We start from the raw sequence: 24,627 nt of genomic DNA on the forward strand, positions 1-24,627 counted from the left end.
ACAAAATCATGCAGAGCCGGTCAGTGACGCCCGCCTCGGCCCCGGCCGCAGGAGAGGGCGCGGAACGACCGGAGGGCCGCCCGCGCCCCTGCCCGCCACCCCGCACGAGAGACGAAACGGAGAGCACGCGTGACGCGCAGCGTGTACGTGACCGGGATCGACCGCGGCGACGGCCGCCAGGTCGTCGAACTGGGAGTCATGGAGCTCCTGACCCGGCAGGTCGACCGGGTGGGCGTGTTCCGCCCGCTCGTCCACGACGGCCCCGACCGCCTCTTCGAGCTGCTGCGCGCCCGCTATCGGCTGTCGCAGGACCCGACGACGGTGTACGGCATGGACTACCACGAGGCGTCCGCGCTCCAGGCCGAGCAGGGGACGGACGAGCTGGTGTCCACACTCGTCGACCGCTTCCACCTGGTGGCCCGCGACTACGACGTGGTCCTCGTCCTCGGCACCGACTTCGCGGACACCCAGCTCCCCGACGAGCTGTCCCTCAACGCCCGGCTCGCCAACGAGTTCGGGGCGTCCGTGATCCCGGTGGTGGGTGGACGCGGCCAGACCACCGAGTCGATACGGGCCGAGGTGCGCAACGCCTACCGGGCGTACGACGGACTGGGCTGCGACGTCCTCACCATGGTCGCCAACCGGGTGGCCGGCGAGGACCGGGACGAGATCGCCGAGCGGCTCGACTCCCGGCTCCCCGTCCCCTGTTACGTGCTTCCCGACGACCCCGCCCTCTCCGCGCCGACGGTCGCGCAGATCACCCAGGCGCTCGATGCGCGGGTGGTCCTCGGCGACGACGCGGGCCTGGCGCGCGACGTCCTCGACTTCGTCTTCGGCGGCGCCATGCTGCCCAACCTCCTGAGCGCCCTGACGCCGGGCTGCCTGGTGGTGACGCCGGGCGACCGCGCCGATCTGGTCGTCGGCTCACTCGCCGCCCACAGCGCGGGCAATCCGCCGATCGCCGGACTGCTGCTCACTCTGGACGAGGTGCCGGGCGAAGGGATCCTCTCCCTCGCCGACCGACTCGCCCCGGGCACACCGGTGCTCTCCGTGTCCGGCAACAGCTTCCCCACGGCCGCCCGGCTCTTCTCCCTGGAAGGGAAGCTGAACGCGGCCACCCCGCGCAAGGCGGAGCGCGCGCTCGGCCTGTTCGAGCGGTACGTCGACACCGCCGACCTGCTCCAGCGGGTGTCCGCCCCGAGCAGCGACCGGCTCACGCCGATGATGTTCGAGCACAAGCTGCTGGAGCGGGCGCGGGCCGACAAGCGCCGGGTGGTGCTCCCCGAGGGCACCGAGGAGCGCGTGCTGCACGCCGCCGAGGTGCTGCTGCGCCGGGGCGTCTGCGACCTGACGCTGCTCGGGCCGATCGACGGGATCCGCAAGAAGGCCGCCGACCTCGGCATCGACCTCGGTGACGCCCAGCTGATCGACCCCGCCACCTCCGCGATGCGCGACACCTTCGCCGAGAGGTACGCCCGGCTGCGCGCGCATCGGGGTGTCACGGTCGAGCTGGCGTACGACGTCGTCGCCGACGTGAACTACTTCGGCACGCTCATGGTCGAGGAAGGGCTCGCCGACGGCATGGTGTCCGGGGCGGTGCACTCCACGGCCGCCACCATCCGGCCCGCCTTCGAGATCATCAAGACCAAGCCTGACGCGAAGATCGTCAGTTCCGTCTTCTTCATGTGCCTCGCGGACAAGGTGCTCGTCTACGGCGACTGCGCCGTGAACCCCGACCCGAACGCCGAGCAGCTCGCCGACATCGCCGTCCAGTCGGCCGTCACGGCAAGGCAGTTCGGGGTGGAACCGAGGATCGCGATGCTGTCGTACTCCACCGGGACCTCCGGCTCGGGCGTCGACGTCGACAAGGTGCGTGAGGCCACCGAGCTGGTGCGGCTGCGCGGCGGCGACCTGATGATCGAGGGCCCGATCCAGTACGACGCCGCGGTCGAGCCCAGCGTGGCGGCGACCAAGCTCCCGGGCTCGGACGTCGCAGGACAGGCGTCCGTGCTGATCTTCCCCGACCTCAACACCGGCAACAACACCTACAAGGCCGTGCAGCGCTCGGCCGGCGCGATCGCCGTCGGCCCCGTGCTGCAGGGGCTGCGCAAGCCCGTCAACGACCTGTCCCGGGGCGCTCTCGTCCAGGACATCGTCAACACCGTCGCCATCACGGCGATCCAGGCCCAGACCCCCGTCGAGAAGGCAGACCGGTGAGCCCGACCCACGTACTCGTCCTCAACTCCGGCTCCTCGTCGGTGAAGTACCAGTTGCTGGACATGCGCGACAGCAGCCGGCTGGCCACGGGCCTCGTCGAGCGCATCGGCGAGCAGACGTCGCGGATCAAGCACACGGTGGCCGCCACCGGCGACACCCGTGAGCAGAACGGCCCCATCGCGGACCACCAGGCGGCGCTCAAGGCGGTCGCCGAGGAACTGGCCAGGGACGGGCTGGGCCTCGACTCGCCCGAGCTGGCCGCCATCGGCCACCGCGTGGTGCACGGCGGCATGTTCTTCAGCGAGCCCACCGTCATCGACGACGCCGTGCTCACCGAGATCGAGCGGCTGATCCCCGTGGCACCGCTGCACAACCCGGCCAATCTCACCGGTATCCGCACGGCGATGGCGCTCCGTCCGGACCTGCCGCAGGTCGCCGTGTTCGACACGGCGTTCCACACCACCATGCCGGAGCAGGCCGCGCGCTATGCGATCGACACGAAGATCGCGGACCGGCACCGGATCCGCCGGTACGGGTTCCACGGAACCTCGCACGCCTACGTGTCCCGGGAGACGGCAAGGCTGCTGGGCAGGGCGCCGGAGGACGTCAACGTCATCGTGCTGCATCTGGGCAACGGTGCGTCCGCCTCGGCGGTCCGGGGCGGACGGTGCGTGGACACCTCCATGGGGCTCACACCCCTGGAGGGGCTCGTGATGGGGACGCGTTCCGGTGACCTGGATCCTGCCGTCATCTTCCATTTGGAGCGTGTTGGCGGAATGTCCATGGACGAGATCGACACTCTCCTCAACAAGAGGAGCGGTTTGTTCGGTCTGTGCGGCGACAACGACATGCGGGAAATTCAGCGCCGGATCGACGAGGGCGACGCTCAGGCGCGGCTCGCTTTCGACATCTACATCCACCGGCTGAAGAAGTACATCGGCGCCTACTACGCGGTACTCGGCAGGGTGGACGCGATCGCCTTCACGGCGGGGGTGGGCGAGAACGCCGCCCCGGTGCGCGAGGCTGCCGTCGCGGGCCTCGAAGGACTGGGTCTCGCGGTGGACGGCGACCTGAACGCGGTACGCGGCGACGGGCCGCGGCTGATCTCGCCCGCCGGCGCGCGGGTGGCGGTCGCCGTCGTGCCCACCGACGAGGAACTGGAGATCGCCACACAGACCTACGCATTGGTCGGAAAGGGCAGCTGAACCTATTCGACGGCTCTCGCCTGAGCGCGAACCCGCCCATTTGTGTCTTCCGCCAGACGGAATATTCCGTAGCGAAACAAACCGATAGGATCGCCCCCATGCGCCGTTCGAAAATCGTCTGCACGCTCGGCCCCGCGGTCGACTCCCATGAAATGCTCGTAGCGCTGATCCAGGCCGGCATGAACGTGGCCCGCTTCAACTTCAGCCACGGCACGCACGAAGAGCACGAGGCGCGGTACGTCCGTGTCCGCTCCGCGGCCGCCGAAGCCGGCAAGGCCATCGGTGTCCTCGCCGATCTGCAGGGCCCGAAGATCCGCCTGGAGACCTTCGCGGAGGGTCCCGTCGAGCTGGTGCGCGGTGACGAGTTCACCATCACCGCCGAGGACGTCCCGGGCGACAAGCACATCTGCGGTACGACGTACAAGGGCCTGCCGGGCGACGTCTCCAAGGGCGACCCGATCCTCATCAACGACGGCAACGTCGAGCTGAAGGTCCTGGACGTCGAGGGCCCGCGGGTGAAGACGATGGTCATCGAGGGCGGCGTCATCTCCGACCACAAGGGCATCAACCTGCCCGGTGCGGCGGTGAACGTCCCGGCGCTGTCCGAGAAGGACATCGACGACCTGCGGTTCGCGCTGCGCATGGGCTGCGACATGGTCGCCCTGTCGTTCGTACGCGACGCCAACGACGTCAAGGACGTCCACCGGATCATGGACGAGGAGGGCCGGCGCGTCCCGGTCATCGCCAAGGTGGAGAAGCCGCAGGCGGTGGCCAACATGGAGGACGTCGTGATGGCGTTCGACGGCGTGATGGTCGCCCGCGGCGACCTGGCCGTCGAGTACCCCCTCGAGAAGGTCCCGATGGTGCAGAAGCGGCTCATCGAGCTGTGCCGCCGCAACGCCAAGCCGGTGATCGTGGCGACTCAGATGATGGAGTCGATGATCACCAATTCCCGCCCGACCCGCGCGGAGGCCTCCGACGTCGCCAACGCCATCCTGGACGGCACCGACGCGGTCATGCTGTCCGCCGAGTCGAGCGTGGGCGCGTACCCGGTCGAGACCGTCAAGACGATGTCGAAGATCGTGCAGGCGGCCGAGGAGGAACTGCTCTCCAAGGGTCTGCAGCCGCTCGTGCCGGGCAAGAAGCCGCGCACACAGGGCGGTTCGGTGGCGCGCGCCGCGGCCGAGATCGCCGACTTCCTCGGCGGCAAGGGCCTGGTGGCCTTCACCCAGTCCGGGGACACCGCCCGCCGGCTGTCCCGCTACCGGGCCTGCCAGCCGATCCTGGCGTTCACCACGGACGAGTCAACCCGCAATCAGCTGGCGCTGAGCTGGGGCGTGGAGTCGCACGTCGTGCCGTTCGTGAACAGCACCGACGAGATGGTCGAGCTGGTCGACCAGGAGCTGACGCGGCTCAAGCGGTTCGACGACGGAGACATCGTGGTCATCACCGCCGGCTCCCCGCCCGGTGTCCCCGGCACCACGAACATGGTCCGGGTGCACCACCTGGGCAGGGAGCACCGCGGCTGACGCTGCGCGCGCCGTCCCGCACAAAGAGCCGTGGCCCGGTCCCCCTTCGCGAAGGGGGACCGGGCCACGGCTCTTTGTGCGGCTCCCGGACAGGTCTTGGGGAGTGCTCAGCCACCGGTGACGTACTGGTGCATGCCGGGCACCGTCAGCGTGCCGCCGAACTGGCCGGCCTGCGTGACCTTCACGTTGGTGAAGTAGATGATCGGGATGTTCAGCGGCGGCGGGCTGTCCGGGCTGAACGTCACCGGGATCAGCCCCAGCAGATTGCCGGAGATGCTCTCGGTGTACATCACCGTCTTGCCGTCGCGGATCGTCGAGGTCGATCCCTTGGCGGCCTGGACGTGGTACGTCTCGCCCTTCTGACCGTCGACGAGCTGGTGCAGGTCGCCGATGTCGGTGCCGTTGGAGATGACGTACTTCAGGACCTTCTTGACGGTGCCGTTGGCCGTGCGCACCTTCACGACGCCCTGGTAGTCGGCACCCTTGAGCAGCAGCGAGCTGGCCTGCAGGTGCCACGGGGCGTCCGGCAGGGCCGTGATCTTCTCGACGCCGCCCTCGTCGTCGGTGGCCGCGACGCAGTCGTCCGGGAGCTCGGTGGAGCCCGGGGACGGGGTGCCGGCCGCGGACGCCACGGACTTCACCGCGTCGTCGGCCGACTTGGTGACCTCCGAGACCGCCTTGCCCGCCGTGTCCGTCGTGTCCTTCACCGTGTCGTTGACGGTGTCGGTCACCTTCTTGGTGGTGTCCTTCACGGCACCGGACAAGGACGAGTCCTTCGTCGCGGAGGCCGAGGCGGACGGCGCGGGGCTCGTGCTCGACGACGAGCTCGAACCGGAGTGGGGGCCGCCGAGGACGCCCGACAGGGTGTCCCCGATGGTGCCCAGCAGGCCGCCACCCTCGGAGGCCGACGGGTCCGGCGTGGACGTACCACCACCGGACGCGCCCGTGGAGGACGTGGACGGCTTGGGCGTGCCCTCGTCGTCGGAACCTGAATCCGACGAAGAGGTCTTGCCCGGCGTACCGTCCGACGGCTTGTCCGCGGAGGCCGACGACGTCGGATCCGGTGTGTCCGCCGACTCGGACGCGCTCGCCGAGGCGGACGGCGACGGCGAGGCCGAAGCGTCCTTGGAGTCCTGGGGGTCCAGGGCCTCCACGCACTTCTGGTACTCGTCCACGGACATGCTCTTGGACGGCGAGTGGTCGTCGGCACGGGCGAACGCCGTGTTGATCCCCACCCCCATGAAGACCGCCGTCGGCATCGCCGCCAGGGCCATCGCCTTGCCCGCCGGCATGTGGAACCTGGTGAACAGCGGCTTCCTGGGGGCCGCGTGGCGCGGCCCGGTTCTCGCACGGGACGCGTCCACGTCAGTCCCGTCGGTCACCTCGTCAGCCGGCACTGTGCCTCCCGTTCGCCCCGTTGGCCGGGCTCGTTCCTGACAGATCGTTCGGCGCGACCATTCCGTCCACCGTCTTGCCGTACCCGCTCTCCGGGGCGCCGCCCTGTGCCCCGCCGGCCTCCTCGGCCGTCTGCGGCTCCGGCGACTTCCCCGGCGCCCACGACACGGCCATCGCCCCGCCGATGAGGGCGAACAGGAAGCCGACGATGAATCCGCCGAAGTTGGAGACGGGAAGGGACACCAGACCCAGCAGAATCGCCGCGACACCGGCGAAAGTGCGGATGTGCTTCTGGAACCAGAGGCTGATGCCCAGGACGACGAGCAGCACACCGATGATCAGGGAGCCGGCGCCGGCGGTGGTGGCCATCGCCAGGGTCAGGTGTCCGACCTGCAAGTGCGCATACGGGAAGTACATGATCGGAAAGCCACCGAGCATGACGAACAGGCCGGCCCAGAACGGCCGGGTGCCCCGCCAGGCGCGGAACTGCAGCCTCCGGCGGGTGAACTGGCCGGATACGGCAGGAGTCTCGGCGCTCATGGAAAACAGCTCCCAGGTGCAGCGTTGCTGTGGTGAGGGTGTGGTGCGATGGAGATGTGGGGGGTGTGTGAATCGCGACCGGAGATTGGTACGGGCGGGAGGCGCCGTCGGCTCCCCCCGCCCGTCACCGAGTGCCTAGTAGCACTCGTGCGTGCCCGTCTGCAGCTTCATCTTCAGCCCGGGAAGGGTGAAGGTGCCGGCCGTGGTCGCCCACGCCGTCTGCTGCACGCCGTACAGGTCCGCCCCGGTGGCCTGCTGAGCGAAGCCGTAGGGGTTGGCCTGCTCCTTGCCGCCCTTCATGCCGGGGCCCTTGCCGCCCTTGTCGGCACCCGTGTCGCCCGCGGCAACACCGATGTCGATGCCATGGAAGACGGCGCCGCCCTTGGCTTCCAGGTCCGCGACATCGATGTACAGATTGTCGGCGGAGACCTGGTTCTTCTTGTCGTCGCTGTTACCCGCCGTCAGCGTCAGGCTGACGGATCCCAGAATCGGGATGTTCGGGGTCACGACCGACTGGCACAGGTTCTTGATCGTCGCGTCCTTGAAGGACGAGACCGCCACCGGGTGAATCGTCTTCTCACCGGAGAGCGTGTAGCCGGAGTCGATCGCTCCGTACTGCGCGAAGCCGTTGCCGTGAAGCTCGTCGGCCGAAACCTTGAACGACTGTCCCGACACGCTGAACGACGCGGCCAGTGCGCCCTGCGCCAGGGCCACGCCTATCGCTGCCGTCGCGGCGACGCTGGGCACCATGACCACAGCGAACCGCTTCCATCTGGTCCCGCCACGCACCTGGGACTCCATATTTCCTCCTTCTCGGACGTACATCTCCTGACCCCGAATCACCACCGGTCGGCGGCTCTGCCGGGCAGGGATGGGAGAAGTGCTACGTCCTCGGGAAGGAGAGCGCCCGAGCTCGGAGGCGCGAATCGCGCCCCAATCACTGGCGATCACCCCCGAGCGACAACCACTGGTCGCGCCTGACACGCATCACGCACAACCTGCCGGACAGGCTCCGCTTCAGCGGAGACCCCCCTGTCCAGGAGCCGACGCCACTGCCGCCGGCTCCTGCTCGGTGGGGACCCACGGACACCCGTATCCCCGGCTGGTTGTCGGGTACGGCGATGGACCGAGCGTCGCCGATCGTGGTGCATTCTCGCCTCCCCCGCAAGGGGGTTCGTTACTCGGCAGTAACGGCGGGATAACCGAACCACGACGGGCGGGCATCGGCTGGCAACTCTTCGTGGCGCAAAGGGAGATGACGAAACATCCGAAGAAGGGACAGAACCCGACAGAACAGCGGCCCTGACTTACTCCAAGTAACAGCGACCGCGATTACCAAGATTTGGTAAAGCGCGGCCGCCGTGCACCTCTGTCGGCAAATCTTTCACCTGGGCATAACAGGCCCTGGCGTTTAGCGACTGGTCAGAACAAGGCCCTCGCAAGCGCTCTGCGCGCCGCGGTGACACGCGGGTCCTCGGCGCCGACGACTTCGAAGAGTTCCAGCAGCCGCAGCCGCGCGGCGTCCCGGTCCTCGCCCGCCGTGCGCCGCACGGTCTCGACGAGCCGCCCGAACGCGTCCTCCACGTGCCCGCCGACCAGATCCAGGTCCGCGGCCGCGATCTGCGCCGCCACGTCGGCGGGCTTGTCCGCCGCTTCCGTGCGCACCTTCTGCGGGTCGAGATCCTGCACCCGCTGCAGCAACTCCGCCTGCACGAGGCCCAGCTTGGCCTCGGTGTTGCCCGGATCCTCGGCCAGCACGTTCTTGTACGCCTGGATGGCCCCGCCCAAGTCGCCCGCGTCCAGCGCCTGCACGGCCGCCTCGAGCGTGGCGTCGTAGGGGCCCACGGGGGCCGGGGCGGCCGCCGGGACGGCGCCCGGTTCCGCATCGGGGTCGACGGTCAGGCCGGTCAGCCCGAAGCGCTGCTCGGCCACCTGCACGAGCTGGTCGAGGGTGTCGCGGATCTGCTGCTCGGGGGCGGCGCCCTGGAAGAGGGGCAGCGCCTGCCCGGCGACGACGGCGAAGACGGCCGGGATCCCCTGGACGCCGAACTGCTGCATCAGCATCTGGTTGGCGTCGACGTCGATCTTGGCGAGCACGAACCGGCCGTTGTACTCCAGGGCCAGCCGCTCGAGGATCGGGCTCAGCTGCTTGCAGGGCTGACACCACTCGGCCCAGAAGTCGATGACGACCGGCACCTCGGTCGACCGCTGCAGGACGTCGGTCTCGAACCCCGCCTCGTCTACGTCGACAACGAGGTCGGCCGGGGAGACCGCCCCTCCCCCGCCCTGCCGGGCCGCTTCGGCGCGCGCCTGCTCCGCCTTCGCCTTGGCCTCCTGGGCCGCCTTCACCGCGGCGAGGTCGACGACTCCGCTCATGGACATGTTCCGTGGCTGCATGAGTACATCCTCCCCCTTCCGTACGCCGCTGTGAAAAGCGCTGTGAAAGACGTGCCCCGCCGGTGGCGGACGCGCCGGGTCCCCACCCGGCGCCGGTGGTCGTCGCTCGGGCGGGCACCGCGCCGGAATGCGCACGCCCGCTTTCGCTACGAGTCGTAGCGTAACTGCACCCGGGGCTCTCCGTGACCAGTCCACCGGTGATCTCCCTCACCACTCCACACGACGTCCAGAAGTGGACTGCGGCACGGCCGGATATGGTCACTGACATGGAGAGCAGCACTTCCGCCGCCCGTACGGGACGCCCCCGCAGCGCCGCCGCGGACGCTGCGATCCTGGCGGCCACCCGGGAGGCGCTCGTCGACCTCGGCTGGTCGGGACTCACGTTGGGGGACGTGGCGACCCGGGCGGGTGTCGCGAAGACCACGCTCTACCGCCGTTGGGCCGGCAAGAGCGAACTCGTGGTGGACGCGGTGGCGGAACTCTTCGACGAGCTCGAACTCCCCGACCGCGGCAGTCTCCGGGCCGACGTGGAGAGCGTGGTGCTGGAGTTCGCCGCCCTGCTGGAGCAGCCGGCCACCAAGACCGCGCTGATGGCGGTGGTGGCCGAGGCCACCCACGACGAGCCGCTGCGCCGGCGGATCCGCGACGCGATCGTCGACCGGCAGAAGCGACTGGTGGTCGAGGGGCGGCGGCGGGCCCAGCGACGCGGTGAGATCCCCGACGACCAGGGCGACCCCGCCCCGCAGGTCGACCTGATCTTCGACGTGATCGCGGGCGCCGTCGTGCACCGCACCCTCGTCTCCTGCGAGGCCGTCGACGCCGACTGGGCCGCGCGCTTCACCGCGGTACTGCTCGGCGGGCTCACGGCGTACGGCGCCTGACGCGCGAAACGGGCGGCCCCGGGACCGTACGGCGGGCTTCCGGCCCGCACCCCCGGAAGTTCATTCAGTACGCGGCACGGGCCTCTTGCCGCACGTGTCATGTCACCGCCATGCTTGTCCGCGGCGGGAATCTACCCGCATAGATCCGCGTCACGTGCTCCACCCGACAGTGAGACATCACCCACTCGCTTCCCGGAGGACCGATCCACGTGAGACCTCGTCACCCCCGTCGGCGCGGCCTCGGCGCCGTCGCGGCGTCCCTGGTCGCCCTGTGTGCCGCCCAGAGCCTGGTCGCCCCGCCGGCCACGGCGGCACCGAAGCCCCCCACCACCTCGTCCGTCGTCAGCACGGCGGAGGACCGAGCCGCCCGTGCCATAGCCGGCTCGCTCACCGACTCCGCCTGGCGCGACCGCGTCAAGGAGGCGGCGCTCACCTCCGACGAGGTGGCCGTCACCGACCTCGCCGGCAAGGCCGGCGGCACCCTCAAGTCCGATCTGGCCGCCGCCGACCGCCGGATCGCCGCCGCCAAGGGCCTGGACGCCGGGGTCGGCCCGCTGCTCCGGCTGCGGCTGGGCGACGGGTCCATGCGCGCCGCGCTCGCGGCCGGGACCACGCCCTGGGTGGCCGCGGCCACCTCGGACGACGACGCCGCCACGGTGACCGCCTACGACAGCAGGGGCCGGGCCCACACGCTCGACGCCCGTACGGCGCCGTCGCACCCGGTCTACGTCGTGGACATCGACGGCTCCAAGGCACTGGCCGCCGGCCTTGGCGTCCTGAACGACGAACTGGCCCGGTACGGCGTGGACTCCGCCGCGCCGGCCTCCCAGAAGGCTTCCGAGGGCCTCTCGCGGGCGTCGGCGGCCGCCGCGGGCTTCTGGACCACCCGCATCACCTCGGTCGAGCTCTCGGACGACGAGGAGCCCTGGATCAAGGGCGACGCCGAGATCTACACGCTCGTCACCGGCTTCGGCCAGGACGGCACGGCCCGGGTGGATCCCGTCGACATGCCGTACCTGGACAACGACGGCACGGTCTACCGGCCCAACCAGATCCTGGTGAACTGGTCGCTCTACAAGTACAACCTGGCCGACGCCGTGATGATGGAGGACGACGGCAGCACCAACTACCGCGACCTCGCCAAGGCGATCGCCACGGTGCTGCTCACCATCGCCGACCAGGGCACGTACATCCCGCTGGTGAACGCGGTCCTGGACGCCATCCCGGACGACTGGTGGACGGACGACCCCGACTACGTCGACTCCTGGTACACGCTGGCCCAGAGCGACAACGGCACCCGCTACGGCGCCCGGGGCAACGGCTGGATGACCGTGGAGCCCTACTTCGTGCAGGAGTTCTGAGGCAGGGGGCCGAGAGCCGCACGCAAGGGGCCGGCGGGAACATCGTCCCGCCGGCCCCTTCGCGTGTCCGGTCTCAGAAGTGCACGGGCTCGGTGTAGACGCCCCACTCGTCGCGCAGCACCCCGCAGATCTCCCCGAGCGTCGCCTCCGCACGCACGGCCTCGAGCATCGGCTCGATCATGTTTGCCCCGGACCGTGCGGCGGCCAGCATGCGGTCCAGCGCCGAACGCACCACGGCGTCGTCCCGCCCGGTCCTGCGCTCGCCCAGCACCCGCACCTGCTCCCGCTCGACCTCGTGGCTGACCCGCAGGATCTCCAGATCCCCGGTGACCGACCCGGTGTTGACGTTCACACCGACGACGTTCTTGTCGCCCTTCTCCAGCGCCTGCTGGTAACGGAACGCGGACTCCGCGATCTCGCCCGTGAACCAGCCGTCCTCGATGCCCCGCAGGATTCCGGAGGTCATCGGCCCGATCGGATGGCGGCCGTCGGGATGCGCCAGGAGACCGCGCTCCTTGATCTGCTCGAAGATCCGCTCGGCGTCCGCCTCGATCCGGTCCGTCAGCTGCTCGACGTACCACGAACCGCCCAGCGGGTCCGCCACGTTGGCGACCCCGGTCTCCTCCATGAGCACCTGCTGGGTGCGCAGGGCGATCTCCGCGGCCTGCTGGCTCGGCAGTGCCAGGGTCTCGTCGAGGGCGTTGGTGTGCAGCGAGTTGGTCCCGCCCAGCACGGCCGCGAGCGCCTCCACCGCCGTCCGCACCACGTTGTTGTACGGCTGCTGCGCGGTCAGCGAGACACCAGCGGTCTGGGTGTGGAAGCGCAGCCACTGCGCCTTCTCGCTCCTCGCCCCGTACACGTCGCGCATCCACCGGGCCCAGATGCGGCGTGCCGCCCGGAACTTGGCGATCTCCTCGAAGAAGTCGACGTGCGCGTCGAAGAAGAAGGACAGTCCCGGGGCGAAGACGTCCACGTCCAGTCCCCGGCTCAGGCCGAGCTCCACGTATCCGAACCCGTCGGCCAGCGTGTAGGCCAGCTCCTGCGCGGCCGTCGAACCCGCCTCCCGGATGTGGTAGCCGGAGACGGAGAGCGGCTTGTACGCGGGGATGCCCGAGGCGCAGTACTCCATCAGGTCGCCGATCAGACGGAGATGCGGCTCGGGCTGGAAGAGCCACTCCTTCTGGGCGATGTACTCCTTGAAGATGTCGGTCTGCAGCGTCCCGTTGAGCACGCCGGGGTCGACGCCCTGCCGTTCGGCCGCGACCAGGTACATGCAGAAGACGGGGACGGCCGGACCGCTGATCGTCATCGAGGTCGTGACGTCACCGAGCGGAATGTCCTTGAAGAGGACCTCCATGTCCGCCGCCGAGTCGATCGCCACCCCGCAGTGGCCGACCTCGCCCAGGGAGCGCGGATCGTCGGAGTCACGGCCCATGAGGGTCGGCATGTCGAAGGCGACGCTCAGCCCTCCGCCGCCGGCCTCCAGGATCATCTTGTAGCGCTCGTTGGTCTGCTCGGCGTTGCCGAAGCCGGCGAACTGCCGGATGGTCCACGTCCGCCCCCGGTAGCCGGTCGGGTACAGACCGCGCGTGAAGGGGTACTCGCCGGGCCAGCCGATCCGTTCGAATCCTTCGTACGTGTCGCCCGGGCGCGGACCGTACGCGGGCTCCACGGGATCGCCGGAGAGCGTGGTGAAGTCGGCCTCACGCTTGCGTGCGGCGTCGTAGCGGGCCTGCCAGCGTCGGCGGCCGTCCTCAATGGCGTCAGCGTCCATACCATCGAATTTACTAGGACGTCCAAGTAAATGTCGACCGCTCACGGAGGCGATCCGCGACAAAGACACGTACAGCGGCGGACCGCCGTACGCGGCCGTCGTGCGGCGCCGGGGCTCAGACCTTGACGACCGCGGGCGCCTCGTCCGTGAGCCTAGCCTCCAGCTCGCGGGTGACCTTGCGCTCCACGAAGAAGGCGGCCGTCGGGATCGTCCCCGCCAGCAGGACCCACAGCTGCTTGCCGACCGGCCACTTCGCCTTGGCACCGAGGTCGAAGGCGAAGATCAGGTAGACGACGTACAGCCAGCCGTGCGCGATACCGACGACGCGGGTGAAGTCCGCGGCGCCGTCGACGTCCAGCACGTACTTGGCGATCACACCGAGGGTCAGCAGGACCAGCAGCACGCCCGTGACGTAGGCCATCACGCGGTAGCGGGTCAGCACGCTCTTTTTCATGGGGACGAGCGTAACGGCCGGATTCGGGCGATCTTCGGGCGCCCCCGTGCCGTCGGGGGCGCGCGCTACTCGGACTCGAAGTCGCCCGCGGCGACGCGCAGCGGGCGCAGCATCGCGAAGATCTCGGCGCACTCCTCCGCGTCGTAGGTCCCGAGCCCGAAGTCCATCGCCATCAGGTCGCGGGTCGCGGCGTCGCAGACCTCGCGGCCCTTGTCGGTGATGGAGGCGAGGGTGCCGCGTCCGTCGTTGGGGTTGGGCCGCCGGGCGACGAGTCCGGACCTCACCAGGCGGTCGACGGTGTTGGTGACCGACGTGGGGTGCACCATCAGGCGCTCCCCGATCTTCGACATGGGCAGTTCGCCCGCCTTGGAGAAGGTGAGCAGCACGAGTGCCTCGTAGCGCGCGAAGGTCAGCCCGTACGGCTTCACGATCGCGTCCACCTCGGCCAGCAGGATCTGCTGGGCCCGCATGATCGAGGTGATCGCGGCCATGGACGGCACACTGCCCCATCGCTGCTTCCAGTGCTCGTCGGCACGGGCGATGGGGTCGAAGGTGAGGCTGAGCGGCTTCGGCACGTCCTCGACCTTACCGGCCGGTCACATGGTGGTCAGCCCTGTCTCGCCTTTCGGTCGCCGGGCCACCCGCGGGCGCACACTGGAAGCGGAAGCCATGCGTCATGAGCCGAACACGGAGGTGGGCCATGAGCACTCTCGAAGAACACGTCGACGTGAGCGTCCCCGTCGACACGGCCTGGAACAGCCTGCACCGCGTGGAGAACTATCCCCGCTTCGTGGACGGGATACGCGGCGCCCGGACGGAGGAGGGCGGCCGGGCACATGTGGACATCGACTCGGGCGGCGGTACGACGGGATTCGACGCCGAGATGTCCGACCGCGGCGGGGGCCACGTGTTGGAGTGGCGCACCACGGGTGGCCCCGAGCTGACGGGCTCCTTCTCGCTGCACCCCATCGACCGCGACCGCACCCGGGTGCAGCTGCGCCTCGAGTACGACCCCGCGACCGTCAGGGAGGCGTTCGGCGGGCCGAAGGGGTTCGCCCAGGCGAGCGCGATCGAGCGGCTCGTCCGCAGCGATCTGGAGCAGTTCAAGGAGTACCTGGAACACGAAGGGTGAGCGCGGCGCTCTGAGGCCCCCGCAAGCGCCACGGCCCGTCCGCGCCCGCCGAGGCCCGCGGTCCCCGGCGTGCGCCGGTTACGGGCGCGACGCCCTGCGCAGCGCATGCCGGACCGCCCGCTGGGCCACCGGTCCCAGGTCGTCCAGCGCGGCCAGCAGGGACGCCAGCTGGTCCAGGGCGGCCAGCGCCGTGCCCGCCCCCTCGGCGTCCACTCCTTCGTACAGCTCGATCCCCACGAAGGAGGCGGCCACGGCGCGCGCGAGCCCGTCGGCATCGGCGAAATCCCCGAGCGGTGTCACCGTCAGCACCCGGGTGAGCACCCGCTCGATCTCCGCGATCCACAGATCGAGCCCCGCCGCCGTGGCGGGCGCCAGACGCGGACGGTTCTGGGCCCCGGCCAGCAGCTGGCCGAGCACGGCGACATGCCCCGCCGCCTTCTCCTCCTCGTGCATCTCCCGCCCGAAGGCGAGGAGTTCACCGAGCGAGCCGATCCCGTCGAGCCGCTCCCGGTAGCGGGCCACCCGCTGTTCCGCCCCGTACCGGCACGCCGCCGCGAGCAGCTCCTCCACCGAGCCGAAGTGGTAGAAGACCAGCGCCTGGTTGACGCCCGCGGTCGCCGCGACCGTCCGGGCCGAGGTCCCGGCGATGCCCTGCTCGGTGAGCGTCCGCAGCGCCCCTTCCAGCAGCTTGACCTTGGTCGTCCCGCTCATGCCCACGCCTGTCGCCGGACCGGCCGCCGACCCGGGTACGCCCCGCAGGCCCGCCCGTGCCCCGGCGCCGCACACGGCCGCCGCCCGCCCGCGCCCCGCGGCGATGCGCACGGCGCCGGGGCGGACATGCAGTGCCCGGCACAAAGGACCGAGGTCATGACGGGTGCTCCAGCGTCGCGAGGAGTCGCGGCGCACGCGCCCATGTGGGCGGGGTGCGCAGACAGCGGCGGGCGGCGGGCGTGCCGGGAAGGGGCGAGGTGAACAGGGCGAAGGCGATCACGACGGCCAGCAGCAGCGGGCACACATAGGCCATCGAGGCCGCCACCGGGCCGGAGAGGCGCAGGAAGGGGTCCAGGAAGAGCCCGGTACCGGCGGCCGTGACGACCAGGGCGCGGAGGGCCAGTTCCACGAGCCAGTTCACCAGCGCGCGCTCCGGCGCGACGCCGCGCTCCAGCCAGAGCCGCAGCCGGTCCAAGGACCAGGCCGTCGCCCAGCCCATGAGCCGGCGCAGGACCAGGCGGTCGGCGAGCGCACCGAACGCGCCCCAGCGCGGCCGGTAGTCGTACCCCGTCAGGAAGCGGACGCCGTCGCCGTCGGGGACGTACTGCCAGTAGCCGCCGCCCTCCGCGATCAGCGACAGCGGATGCGGTGAGGAGAACCGCAGCGCGCAGGCGCGTGTACCGTCCGGCCGCGTCTCCTCCCCCGCCGACACCCCCGTCCCGGAGAACGTCAGAAAGGGCAGGACGCGTATCGCGCAGCCGAAGCGCCGCGGTCCCCCCTCGGCGCCGGGAAGGGGCTCGATCTCGGTGAAGCGCAGATCCCAGCGGGGGTGCTGCCGGGGGTCCTGCGTCCTCGCCCACAGGTCGTCGAGGTCACCGCGTATGCACGCCTCCGCGTAGAGCCCCAATGCCAATCCCCCTGCCACGGCACCCCTTTGAGCGACTGCTCAAGCAACCGGCCCGACAGTACAACGGATTTGAGCGAACGCTCAATCACCGGGCACAAGAGAACCCCGGCCCTCGGGGCCGGGGTTCTCCGTGGTCCACGAGGGCTCACCCGCCGGACAGATAGCGCTCCACCGTCTCCACCTTCGAGGTGAGGCCGTCGGTCACACTCGGGCGGATGTCCGCCTTCAGCACCAAGGACACCCGTGGCGCACGGTCCTCGACCGCGGCGACGGCGCGCTTCACGACGTCCATGACCTCGTCCCACTCGCCCTCGATCGAGGTGAACATGGCATCGGTGCGGTTCGGCAGACCCGATTCCCGTACGACCCGGACGGCGTCGGCGACGTACTCCCCCACGTCCTCGCCGACCCCGAGCGGTGTCACGGAGAAGGCGACGATCACGCGTTCACGATCCCTTCCTTGCGGGCGCGCGCGGCGATCACGGCGTTCTCGGCCTCACGGCGCAGCATGCGCTCGGCGAAGAAGCCGCCGGTCGGCAGCACGGACAGCACGAAGTAGAGGGCGGCGGTCCGCAGCGGCCACCTGGTGCGGTTCCAGGCGTCCGCCCAGAAGATCACGTACAGGATGAAGAGGATCCCGTGGATCGAGCCCATGACGGGCACCGCGTTGAAGTCCGTGGTGCGCTTCAGCACCGAGCAGAGCAGCAGCAGAAGGAAGGAGACTGCTTCGGGGGCCGAGACAAGGCGGAGCCGGCGGAGGGCGGTGGCGGTCTTTATGTCCACGGGTCACCTTCGGTGGGAGATTCGCTGACGACGCAGTCGCTTTGTGAACGTACGCACAAGCGTCGGCCCCATTGTGACATCAGGGACCCGGCGGGCCCGGAACGGGGTGCGGGGTGTCGGGCCGTCCGCCCGCCGCCGGTCGCCGGCGGGACCACTGGTACGCCTGTTCTCTCAGGGACGGGTCGGGGACCGGATCCACCACACGGCTCTGTCCGCTCCCCCCGCCCGGCCGCTACCGTCGCCACGTGGCGATGTTCCGACTCCAAGGCAGCAAGGTGCTGGCCGTCGACATGACCGGGGACGCCGTGAAGGCGAAGAACGGCTCCATGGTCGCCTACGACGGGCAGATGGCCTTCAAGAAGCTCACCGGCGGCGGTGAGGGGCTCCGGGGAATGGTGACCCGGCGGCTCACCGGCGAGCAGATGACCGTGATGGAGGTGCGGGGGCACGGTACGTGCTGGTTCGCGGACCGGGCCTCCGAGATCAACCTCGTAGATCTCCAGGGGGACAAGCTGTACGTCGAGTCGAGCAACCTCCTCGCGACCGACGCCGGACTGCGCACGGGGACGACGTTCACCGGGTTGCGCGGCGCCTCGCAGGGCAACGGCCTGTTCACGACGACCGTCGAGGGCCACGGCCAGGCAGCGGTCATGTCGGACGGTCCGGCGGTGGTGCTGCGGGTGAGCGCGCAGTACCCGCTGACCGTCGACCCCGGCGCGTACGTCGCACACCGGGGCAATCTGCGGCAGTCGTTCCAGTCCGGGGTGACCTTCCGCACGTTCCTCGGCGAGGGCGGCGGCGAGGCCTTCCAGATCCGCTTCGAGGGGGACGGACTGGTCTACGTCCAGCCCAGCGAGCGCAACACGATCGCGGGGGACGTCTGACATGACCTTCCGCGAAGTCAACGCGAAGATGATCGAGGCGACGGTCGTCCCGGGCCGGCGGCTGTTCAGTCAGCGGGGAGCGATGCTCGCCTACAAGGGCGACGTCTCCTTCACACCCAACATCCAGGGCGGTCAGGGCGGGGTCATGTCGATGATCGGCCGTCGCGTCGCGAACGAGGCGACACCGCTGATGACGGTCGAGGGCAGTGGCACGGTGCTGTTCGGGCACGGCGGCCACCACATCCAAGTGATCCACCTCACGGGCGACACCCTGTACGTCGAGGCGGACCGGCTGCTCGCCTTCGAGGGGACCCTCCAGCAGGGCACGATGTTCATGGGCTCTCAGGGCGGGGTCATGGGCCTGGTGCGCGGCCAGGTCACGGGCCAGGGGTTGTTCACCACGACGCTCACGGGGCGCGGCGCGGTCGCCGTGATGGCGCACGGCGGGGTCTTCGAGGTGCCGATCACCCCGCAGCGCCCGGTCCACGTCGATCCCCAGGCGTACGTCGCCCACCACGGCGACGTGCGCAACAAGCTCTCGACGGCACTCGGCTGGCGCGACATGGTCGGCCGCGGCTCGGGCGAGGCGTTCCAGCTGGAGCTGAGCGGCAGCGGTGCGGTGTACGTACAGGCGTCGGAGGAGAAGCTGTGACCACCTACCCGGGCGCCGGCCCCGTCGTGCACGACCCGATGACCCTCCCGTTCGACGAGAGCGTCAACAAGTACACCTTCTGCGTGGAGCTCAAGGGGAGCCAGTGGTTCCTGCAGAAGGGCAAGATGATCGCCTACTACGGCTCGATCGAGTTCAACGGCGTGGGGCACGGGCGACTCGACCGCGTCGTCCGCACGTCCTTTCATTCGCCACTGCACGCGGGCGACTGGGTGGTGGCCGACGGCTCGGGCAAGATGCTCCTCGCCGACCGGGCCTTCGACGTGAATTCGTATGACCTGGACGACGGCAATCTGACCATTCGCTCGGGCAACCTCCTCGCTTTTCAGCCAAGTCTCTCCCTCAAGCAGTCGATCATTCCGGGCTTCCTGACCCTGATCGGAACCGGCAAGTTCGTCGCCGCGTCCAACGGTCCGGTGGTGTTCATGGAACCCCCGATCCGGGTGGACCCGCAGGCCCTGGTCGGCTGGGCCGACTGCCCGTCGCCCTGCCACCACTACGACCACGGGTACCTGACCGGCGTATGGGGTGGTCTACGTGCGATGACGGGGCTCGGGGGCGCTTCCGGGGAGGAGCACCAGTTCGAGTTCGTCGGAGCGGGCACCGTCCTGCTCCAGTCCACGGAGACACTGATGGCGGAGCAGGCCACGGGAGCGGTCCCGAACGAGCCCGGAGTACCGGGCGGCGGCGGGGTACCCGGTCACCAAGGGTCGCCGGGGGCACCGCGCCTTCCCGGACAGCTGGGGGACCTCCAGCGTCGCTTCGGGCTGTGAGCGGTAGTCTGCGGAGTGTGACATCGAACGCGTGCGCACCGTCACACCACCCTCACTAGTTCGCCTTTCAACTTTTTAGGTAGACTTGATTCATGGAGACCGAGACGGCCACGCGCTGGCTGACCGATGCGGAGCAGTGCGCCTGGCGCACCCACCTGGAGGTCAACAGGCTGTTGACGTACCAGCTCGAGCGGGACTTGCAGCCGTTCGGCCTGACGATGAACGACTACGAGATCCTCGTGAATCTCTCGGAGTCGGAGGGCATGCGGATGCGGATGAGCGACCTCGCGGCCGCCACCCTCCAGTCCAAGAGTCGCCTGTCGCACCAGATCACCCGCATGGAGAACGCGAATCTGGTACGCCGCGAGAACTGCGAGTCGGACCGCCGGGGCCTGTTCGCGGTCCTCACGGACCAGGGCCTGGAGACGATGCAGAAGGTCGCACCGCACCACGTGGCGTCCGTGCGGCGGCACTTCATGGACCTGCTGTCCCCGGACGACCTGGAGCAGCTCCACAAGTCCCTGCGCCCGATCGCGGAACACCTGCGGGGGCAGCGGGGCAAGCCCTAGCGGTACCCCGGGTTCACCCGGAGCCGCAGGCGGCCGGCGGATGCGCCCGCACCGCCGACCGCCCCGACGGGCACCGCACGACGGTGACCGTCAGCGCCGCCGACCGCCCCGGCGCCCCTGCCGCGCGCCGCGGGCGGACGGAACGGCCGGGGACCCGCCCCCGGCCTCCGCCGGGACATCCGAGGGCACGGCGCCGACGGACCGCTCCGGGTCCGTCGCCGGTGGACCGGACCGGTACCGTCGCGCCCCGAGCACAGCACCCGGCCGGCCGGCGAGAGCGGCGACGGCCGCGGTCAGCGTGGCCGCGCCGGACACGGCGAAGCAGACGCCCAGCGGCAGCCGGCCCAGCAGCACGCCCACCGCCGCCGAGCCCGCCGAGCTGCCCGCGTTGACCGCCGTGTTCACCCATGCTCCGGCCTGGGTGCGCAGGCCCGGTGCCGCCGACTCGTCCGCGATCAGGTACGACGTCGTCAGGGCGGGCGCGATGAACAGGCCCGCACAGGCCACGGCCGCCGTCAGAACCGCGACGCCGGGAGCGATGCCCGCCACGGCCAGCGTCAGCCCGAGCGCCGCCGCCAGCGCCGGCAGCCTGACCCGGGCGCTTGTGCGCCAGTCGACCGCGCCGTTCAGCAGCCCGCCGACGGCACTGCCCGCGGACAGCGCCGCCAGCACCCACGCCGCGACGCCGTCGCCGTAGTGCCGCTGCTCGGCGAAGGCCAGGACCAGCAGATCCAGCGCGCCGATCCCCAGCCCGACCCCGGCGGCCACCGTCACCGGCTGGGCGAGCCCCGGCGTGAGCCGCGGGCGCCCCGTGGACCGGCCCCGCCGCGCCGTGCCGGGCCGGGTACCGGCGACCGGCGGGCACGCGACGAAGACGGCGGTGCCGACGGCCAACAGCAGCGCGCTGAGGGCCACTCCCGCCGCGGGCGGCGCCCACCGTACGAGTGCGCCCACCAGCAGCGGCCCGGACACGAACAGCAGTTCCTCGACCACTCCGTCCAGCCCGAAGGCGCGCTGCAGCAGCCGTGGATCGTCGATCAGCCCGCTCCACACGGCCCGCATCGTGGGCCCCAGAGGGGGCGGGAAGGCACCCGCGGCCAGGGCTAGGCCTGCGAGCAGCGGCGCCGGCGCACCGGGCCGCCAGCTCGCCACGGCGAGCGCCGCGAGCAGCCCGGCGTGGATCAGTGCCATGGGTGTCAGCGCGCGTCGGGGACCGTACCGGTCGACGAAGGCCGCCCGCAGCGGCGAGAGGAGGACCGTGGTGGCGCCGAAGAGCGCCATGACCGTACCGGCCACGGCGTAGGACCCGGTGGCCCTGGTCACGGACAGCAGGACGGCGATGGACACCGTCCCGTACGACAGCCGGCCGACCGACGCGGCGGCGAAGGTGCGGCGGGCGTGGGGGACACGCAGAACGGCGGCATACGAAGGCCGCCCGAAAGCAGGCGTGGGCATGTGGAGGTTCCTCGACGGGAGGCATGGAAGGGGGACGCCTGAGTCCCGCGACGACCACGGCCGGACGCCGGTGCCGATCGCGGACCTGGGCGGGCCCTATGCCAAGAGGAGGAACATGCGGATCAACGTAGCAGCGGGTGCCGGGGCCCGCCACGGGCTTTCCCGGCACCCGGCACCGATGGCCGTTCAGCCGTTCGTGAGACCCGCCACGAGTTCGTCCGCCGCCCGGTAGGGATCAAGCTCCCCCGCCACGATCCGCTCCGCCAGCGCGCCCAGACGGCGGTCGCCGTGCAGATCGCCGATCCGCTCCCGCAGCGCCGTCACCGCGATCGTCTCGACCTCGTGGCCGGCGCGCTTGCGCCGGCGCTCAGCGAGCACGCCGCGCTCCTCCATCCACGCCCGGTGCTTCTCCAGCGCCTCGACGACCTCGTCGACGCCCTCGCCGCGCGCCGCGACGGTCTTCACGATCGGCGGACGCCAGTCACCCGGGGCGCGCGACTCACCGAGCCCCAGCATGTGGTTCAGCTCGCGCGCGGTCGCGTCCGCGCCGTCGCGGTCGGCCTTGTTGACGACGTACACGTCGCCGATCTCCAGGATGCCCGCCTTCGCGGCCTGGATGCCGTCGCCCATCCCGGGCGCCAGCAGCACGACCGAGGTGTCGGCCTGCGAGGCGATCTCCACCTCCGACTGGCCCACGCCGACGGTCTCCACCAGGATCACGTCGCAGCCCGCCGCGTCCAGCACCCGGATCGCCTGCGGAGCAGCCCAGGCGAGGCCGCCCAGATGCCCGCGCGTCGCCATCGAACGGATGTACACGCCGGGGTCCGACGCGTGCTCCGACATCCGGACGCGGTCGCCCAGCAGCGCACCGCCCGAGAAGGGCGAGGACGGGTCGACGGCCAGGACGCCGACCCGCTTGCCCTGCTTGCGGTACGCCGTCACGAGCGCCGAGGTGGAGGTGGACTTCCCCACCCCGGGTGAGCCGGTCAGGCCCACCACATAGGCACCGCCCGTGAGCGGGGCGAGGGCCGCCATGACCTCCCTGAGCTGCGGGGACGCCCCCTCGACCAAGGAGATCAGCCGGGCCACGGCCCGCGGCCGGCCTTCCCTGGCCTGGGCGACCAGCGAGGAGACGTCCTGCATCACAGCTCCGTTCCGATTCATGACGACGTGGCGAGGTACGGGATGGTCAGGCCTTGGGCACCCGCACGATCAGGGCGTCGCCCTGGCCGCCGCCCCCGCACAGGGCGGCCGCGCCGACCCCTCCGCCGCGCCGCTTCAGCTCCAGGGCGAGGTGGAGGACCAGCCGCGCCCCGGACATCCCGATCGGGTGCCCCAGGGCAATGGCGCCGCCATGGACATTCACCATTTCGGAGGAAACCCCGAGATCCTTCATCGACTGCACGGCAACCGCCGCGAACGCCTCGTTGATCTCGATCAGGTCGAGGTCCGAGACCTCGAGGCCCTCCTTCTTCAGCGCGTGCCGGATCGCGTTCGACGGCTGCGACTGCAGGGAGTTGTCCGGGCCCGCCACGTTGCCGTGGGCGCCGATCTCGGCGATCCACTCCAGTCCCAGCTCCTGCGCCTTGGCCTTGCTCATCACGACCACGGCCGCCGCACCGTCGGAGATCTGCGAGGAGGAGCCGGCCGTGATCGTGCCGTCCTTGCTGAAGGCCGGACGCAGCTTCGCGAGCGTCTCCACCGTCGTCTCGCCGCGGATGCCCTCGTCCTGGCTGACGAGGACCGGCTCGCCCTTGCGCTGCGGGACCTCCACCGGAGCGATCTCGGCCTCGAAGACGCCGTTCTTCTGGGCGGCGGCGGCGCGCTGGTGGGACAGCGCGGCGATCTCGTCCTGCTCCGCCCGGCCGAGGCCCAGACGGACGTTGTGCTTCTCGGTCGACTCGCCCATGGCGATGCCCTCGAAGGAGTCGGTCAGACCGTCGTGGGCCATCGCGTCGAGCATCTGCACCGCGCCGTACTTGAAGCCCTCGCGCGACTTCGGCAGCAGGTGCGGAGCGTTGGTCATGGACTCCTGGCCGCCCGCGACGACCACGTCGAATTCACCCGCACGGATCAGCTGGTCGGCGAGCGCGATCGCGTCGAGACCCGAAAGGCACACCTTGTTGATCGTCAACGCCGGGACGCTCATCGGAATGCCGGCCTTGACCGCGGCCTGACGTGCGGGGATCTGCCCGGCACCGGCCTGCAGCACCTGCCCCATGATCACGTACTGCACCTGTTCGCCGCCGATCCCCGCACGGTCCAGGGCGGCCTTGATCGCGAAGCCGCCGAGGTCGGCTCCGGAGAAGGATTTCAGCGAGCCGAGCAGCCGTCCCATCGGGGTGCGGGCACCCGCCACGATGACGGAGGTCGTGCTGTTCGTTCCAGACATGAGCTGCGATCCCCTTCCGGCCTGCACGGCCGAGGAGTGAACGAGGGTTTACTTCGAATGTACTGAGCGGTAGTCCGCCCCGTCATCAAGCCGTCGGTGTGATCGCGCGCACGTTGCGTAACCACTCCAGGGGCGCTGCACTAACAGCATGCTGACGCGAATCGACCACATCGGGATCGCCTGTTTCGACCTCGAGAAGACCGTCGAGTTCTACACCTCGACATACGGCTTCTCCGTGTTCCACACCGAGGTCAACGAAGAACAGGGCGTGCGCGAGGCCATGTTGAAGATCAACAACACCGACGACGGCGGTGCGTCCTACCTCCAGCTCCTCGAGCCCGTCCGCGAGGACTCCACCGTCGCCAAGTGGCTGGCGAAGAACGGTGAGGGTGTGCACCACATCGCCTTCGGTACGGCGGATGTCGACGGGGACTCCGCCCACATCCGCGACAAGGGCGTACGCGTTCTGTACGAGGAGCCACGAGTCGGTTCCATGGGGTCGCGGATCACCTTCCTGCACCCGAAGGATTGCCACGGAGTTCTGACAGAACTGGTCACATCCGCGGCTGTTGAGTCACCTGAGCACTGACTCCCGTAC

General features: G+C 70.3%; 25 protein-coding genes. 11 read left to right on the top strand and 14 right to left on the bottom strand.

Going from position 1 to position 24,627, the window contains the following annotated elements; all coding sequences use genetic code 11:
- Positions 1-129: 129 nt before the first annotated feature.
- From pta to pyk, 3 genes are all read left to right on the top strand, one after another.
- Positions 130-2,217 (top strand): phosphate acetyltransferase, encoded by a 2,088-nt coding sequence (gene pta, locus RCR19_RS11990; protein ID WP_331265130.1) that lies wholly within the window; start codon positions 130-132, stop codon positions 2,215-2,217.
- Positions 2,214-3,422, top strand: coding sequence for an acetate kinase (locus RCR19_RS11995; protein ID WP_331265131.1), 1,209 nt, complete (start codon positions 2,214-2,216; stop codon positions 3,420-3,422). The genes pta and RCR19_RS11995 overlap by 4 nt, the downstream gene beginning before the upstream one ends.
- Positions 3,423-3,520: 98 nt before the next feature.
- A complete protein-coding gene (pyk, locus tag RCR19_RS12000; RefSeq protein ID WP_331265132.1) occupies positions 3,521-4,951 on the top strand; it encodes a pyruvate kinase in 1,431 nt (476 codons plus the stop codon).
- Between the two features lie 107 nt (positions 4,952-5,058).
- Here the strand turns inward: pyk and RCR19_RS12005 are convergent, their stop codons facing one another.
- The 4 genes from RCR19_RS12005 to RCR19_RS12020 all read right to left on the bottom strand — a co-directional run bounded on the left by RCR19_RS12005 (position 5,059) and on the right by RCR19_RS12020 (position 9,283).
- Entirely contained in the window at positions 5,059-6,348 is a 1,290-nt protein-coding gene (locus RCR19_RS12005) for a hypothetical protein (RefSeq protein WP_331265133.1), read from the bottom strand.
- On the bottom strand, positions 6,338-6,886 hold the full coding sequence (locus RCR19_RS12010; protein WP_331265134.1) for a DUF6114 domain-containing protein: 549 nt from the start codon (positions 6,884-6,886) through the stop codon (positions 6,338-6,340). Before RCR19_RS12010 ends, RCR19_RS12005 begins: the two co-directional genes overlap by 11 nt.
- 135 nt (positions 6,887-7,021) lie before the next feature.
- Positions 7,022-7,687 (bottom strand): DUF6230 family protein, encoded by a 666-nt coding sequence (locus RCR19_RS12015; RefSeq protein WP_059130054.1) that lies wholly within the window; start codon positions 7,685-7,687, stop codon positions 7,022-7,024.
- Between the two features lie 621 nt (positions 7,688-8,308).
- Positions 8,309-9,283 (bottom strand): tetratricopeptide repeat protein, encoded by a 975-nt coding sequence (locus tag RCR19_RS12020; RefSeq protein WP_331265135.1) that lies wholly within the window; start codon positions 9,281-9,283, stop codon positions 8,309-8,311.
- 266 nt (positions 9,284-9,549) lie between these two features.
- Here RCR19_RS12020 and RCR19_RS12025 point away from each other — a divergent pair, with 266 nt between their 5' ends.
- Positions 9,550-10,164, top strand: coding sequence for a TetR/AcrR family transcriptional regulator (locus RCR19_RS12025; RefSeq protein ID WP_107116699.1), 615 nt, complete (start codon positions 9,550-9,552; stop codon positions 10,162-10,164).
- Between the two features lie 209 nt (positions 10,165-10,373).
- On the top strand, positions 10,374-11,525 hold the full coding sequence (locus tag RCR19_RS12030) for a DUF3103 family protein (protein WP_331265136.1): 1,152 nt from the start codon (positions 10,374-10,376) through the stop codon (positions 11,523-11,525).
- A 73-nt stretch (positions 11,526-11,598) separates the two neighbouring features.
- Here the strand turns inward: RCR19_RS12030 and RCR19_RS12035 are convergent, their stop codons facing one another.
- The 3 genes from RCR19_RS12035 to RCR19_RS12045 form a co-directional block, all read right to left on the bottom strand.
- On the bottom strand, positions 11,599-13,299 hold the full coding sequence (locus RCR19_RS12035) for a methylmalonyl-CoA mutase family protein (RefSeq protein ID WP_331265137.1): 1,701 nt from the start codon (positions 13,297-13,299) through the stop codon (positions 11,599-11,601).
- A gap of 115 nt (positions 13,300-13,414) precedes the next feature.
- Complete coding sequence (locus RCR19_RS12040; RefSeq protein ID WP_331265138.1) at positions 13,415-13,753, bottom strand: DUF3817 domain-containing protein; 339 nt, start codon at positions 13,751-13,753, stop codon at positions 13,415-13,417.
- A 65-nt stretch (positions 13,754-13,818) separates the two neighbouring features.
- Positions 13,819-14,328 (bottom strand): MarR family transcriptional regulator, encoded by a 510-nt coding sequence (locus RCR19_RS12045; protein WP_059130048.1) that lies wholly within the window; start codon positions 14,326-14,328, stop codon positions 13,819-13,821.
- A gap of 125 nt (positions 14,329-14,453) precedes the next feature.
- On the opposite strand from RCR19_RS12045, the gene RCR19_RS12050 reads away from it, so the two are divergent.
- Entirely contained in the window at positions 14,454-14,885 is a 432-nt protein-coding gene (locus tag RCR19_RS12050; protein ID WP_331265139.1) for an SRPBCC family protein, read from the top strand.
- Between the two features lie 78 nt (positions 14,886-14,963).
- Here the strand turns inward: RCR19_RS12050 and RCR19_RS12055 are convergent, their stop codons facing one another.
- The 4 genes from RCR19_RS12055 to RCR19_RS12070 all read right to left on the bottom strand — a co-directional run bounded on the left by RCR19_RS12055 (position 14,964) and on the right by RCR19_RS12070 (position 17,286).
- Entirely contained in the window at positions 14,964-15,596 is a 633-nt protein-coding gene (locus tag RCR19_RS12055; protein WP_331265140.1) for a TetR/AcrR family transcriptional regulator, read from the bottom strand.
- Between the two features lie 154 nt (positions 15,597-15,750).
- Positions 15,751-16,503, bottom strand: coding sequence for a hypothetical protein (locus RCR19_RS12060; protein WP_331269416.1), 753 nt, complete (start codon positions 16,501-16,503; stop codon positions 15,751-15,753).
- A gap of 145 nt (positions 16,504-16,648) precedes the next feature.
- Complete coding sequence (locus RCR19_RS12065) at positions 16,649-16,945, bottom strand: MTH1187 family thiamine-binding protein (protein ID WP_331265141.1); 297 nt, start codon at positions 16,943-16,945, stop codon at positions 16,649-16,651.
- The gene (locus tag RCR19_RS12070; protein WP_331265142.1) at positions 16,942-17,286 is read right to left on the bottom strand and encodes a DUF3817 domain-containing protein; all 345 of its coding nucleotides are present in this window, start codon (positions 17,284-17,286) and stop codon (positions 16,942-16,944) included. The genes RCR19_RS12065 and RCR19_RS12070 overlap by 4 nt, the downstream gene beginning before the upstream one ends.
- 251 nt (positions 17,287-17,537) lie before the next feature.
- On the opposite strand from RCR19_RS12070, the gene RCR19_RS12075 reads away from it, so the two are divergent.
- The 4 genes from RCR19_RS12075 (at position 17,538) to RCR19_RS12090 (ending at position 20,182) form a co-directional block, all read left to right on the top strand.
- Positions 17,538-18,170, top strand: a complete 633-nt coding sequence (locus tag RCR19_RS12075) for an AIM24 family protein (protein WP_331269417.1) — start codon at positions 17,538-17,540, stop codon at positions 18,168-18,170.
- A 1-nt stretch (position 18,171) separates the two neighbouring features.
- Positions 18,172-18,822, top strand: a complete 651-nt coding sequence (locus RCR19_RS12080) for an AIM24 family protein (RefSeq protein WP_331265143.1) — start codon at positions 18,172-18,174, stop codon at positions 18,820-18,822.
- Positions 18,819-19,613: an AIM24 family protein gene (locus RCR19_RS12085; protein WP_331265144.1), complete on the top strand. Its 795-nt coding sequence runs from the start codon at positions 18,819-18,821 to the stop codon at positions 19,611-19,613. The genes RCR19_RS12080 and RCR19_RS12085 overlap by 4 nt, the downstream gene beginning before the upstream one ends.
- A gap of 92 nt (positions 19,614-19,705) precedes the next feature.
- The gene (locus RCR19_RS12090) at positions 19,706-20,182 is read left to right on the top strand and encodes a MarR family transcriptional regulator (protein WP_059130039.1); all 477 of its coding nucleotides are present in this window, start codon (positions 19,706-19,708) and stop codon (positions 20,180-20,182) included.
- Positions 20,183-20,272: 90 nt separating this feature from the next.
- Here the strand turns inward: RCR19_RS12090 and RCR19_RS12095 are convergent, their stop codons facing one another.
- From RCR19_RS12095 to RCR19_RS12105, 3 genes are all read right to left on the bottom strand, one after another.
- Positions 20,273-21,637, bottom strand: a complete 1,365-nt coding sequence (locus RCR19_RS12095) for an MFS transporter (RefSeq protein ID WP_331265145.1) — start codon at positions 21,635-21,637, stop codon at positions 20,273-20,275.
- Positions 21,638-21,823: 186 nt separating this feature from the next.
- Complete coding sequence (gene meaB, locus RCR19_RS12100; RefSeq protein WP_059130038.1) at positions 21,824-22,780, bottom strand: methylmalonyl Co-A mutase-associated GTPase MeaB; 957 nt, start codon at positions 22,778-22,780, stop codon at positions 21,824-21,826.
- Between the two features lie 46 nt (positions 22,781-22,826).
- On the bottom strand, positions 22,827-24,029 hold the full coding sequence (locus RCR19_RS12105; RefSeq protein WP_331265146.1) for an acetyl-CoA C-acetyltransferase: 1,203 nt from the start codon (positions 24,027-24,029) through the stop codon (positions 22,827-22,829).
- 148 nt (positions 24,030-24,177) lie between these two features.
- On the opposite strand from RCR19_RS12105, the gene mce reads away from it, so the two are divergent.
- Complete coding sequence (gene mce, locus RCR19_RS12110) at positions 24,178-24,618, top strand: methylmalonyl-CoA epimerase (protein ID WP_331265147.1); 441 nt, start codon at positions 24,178-24,180, stop codon at positions 24,616-24,618.
- The last annotated feature ends 9 nt before the right edge of the window (positions 24,619-24,627 follow it).

The sequence above is a fragment of the Streptomyces sp. WAC07094 genome, assembly GCF_036320405.1.
Classification (GTDB): Bacteria; Actinomycetota; Actinomycetes; order Streptomycetales; family Streptomycetaceae; genus Streptomyces; species Streptomyces lannensis.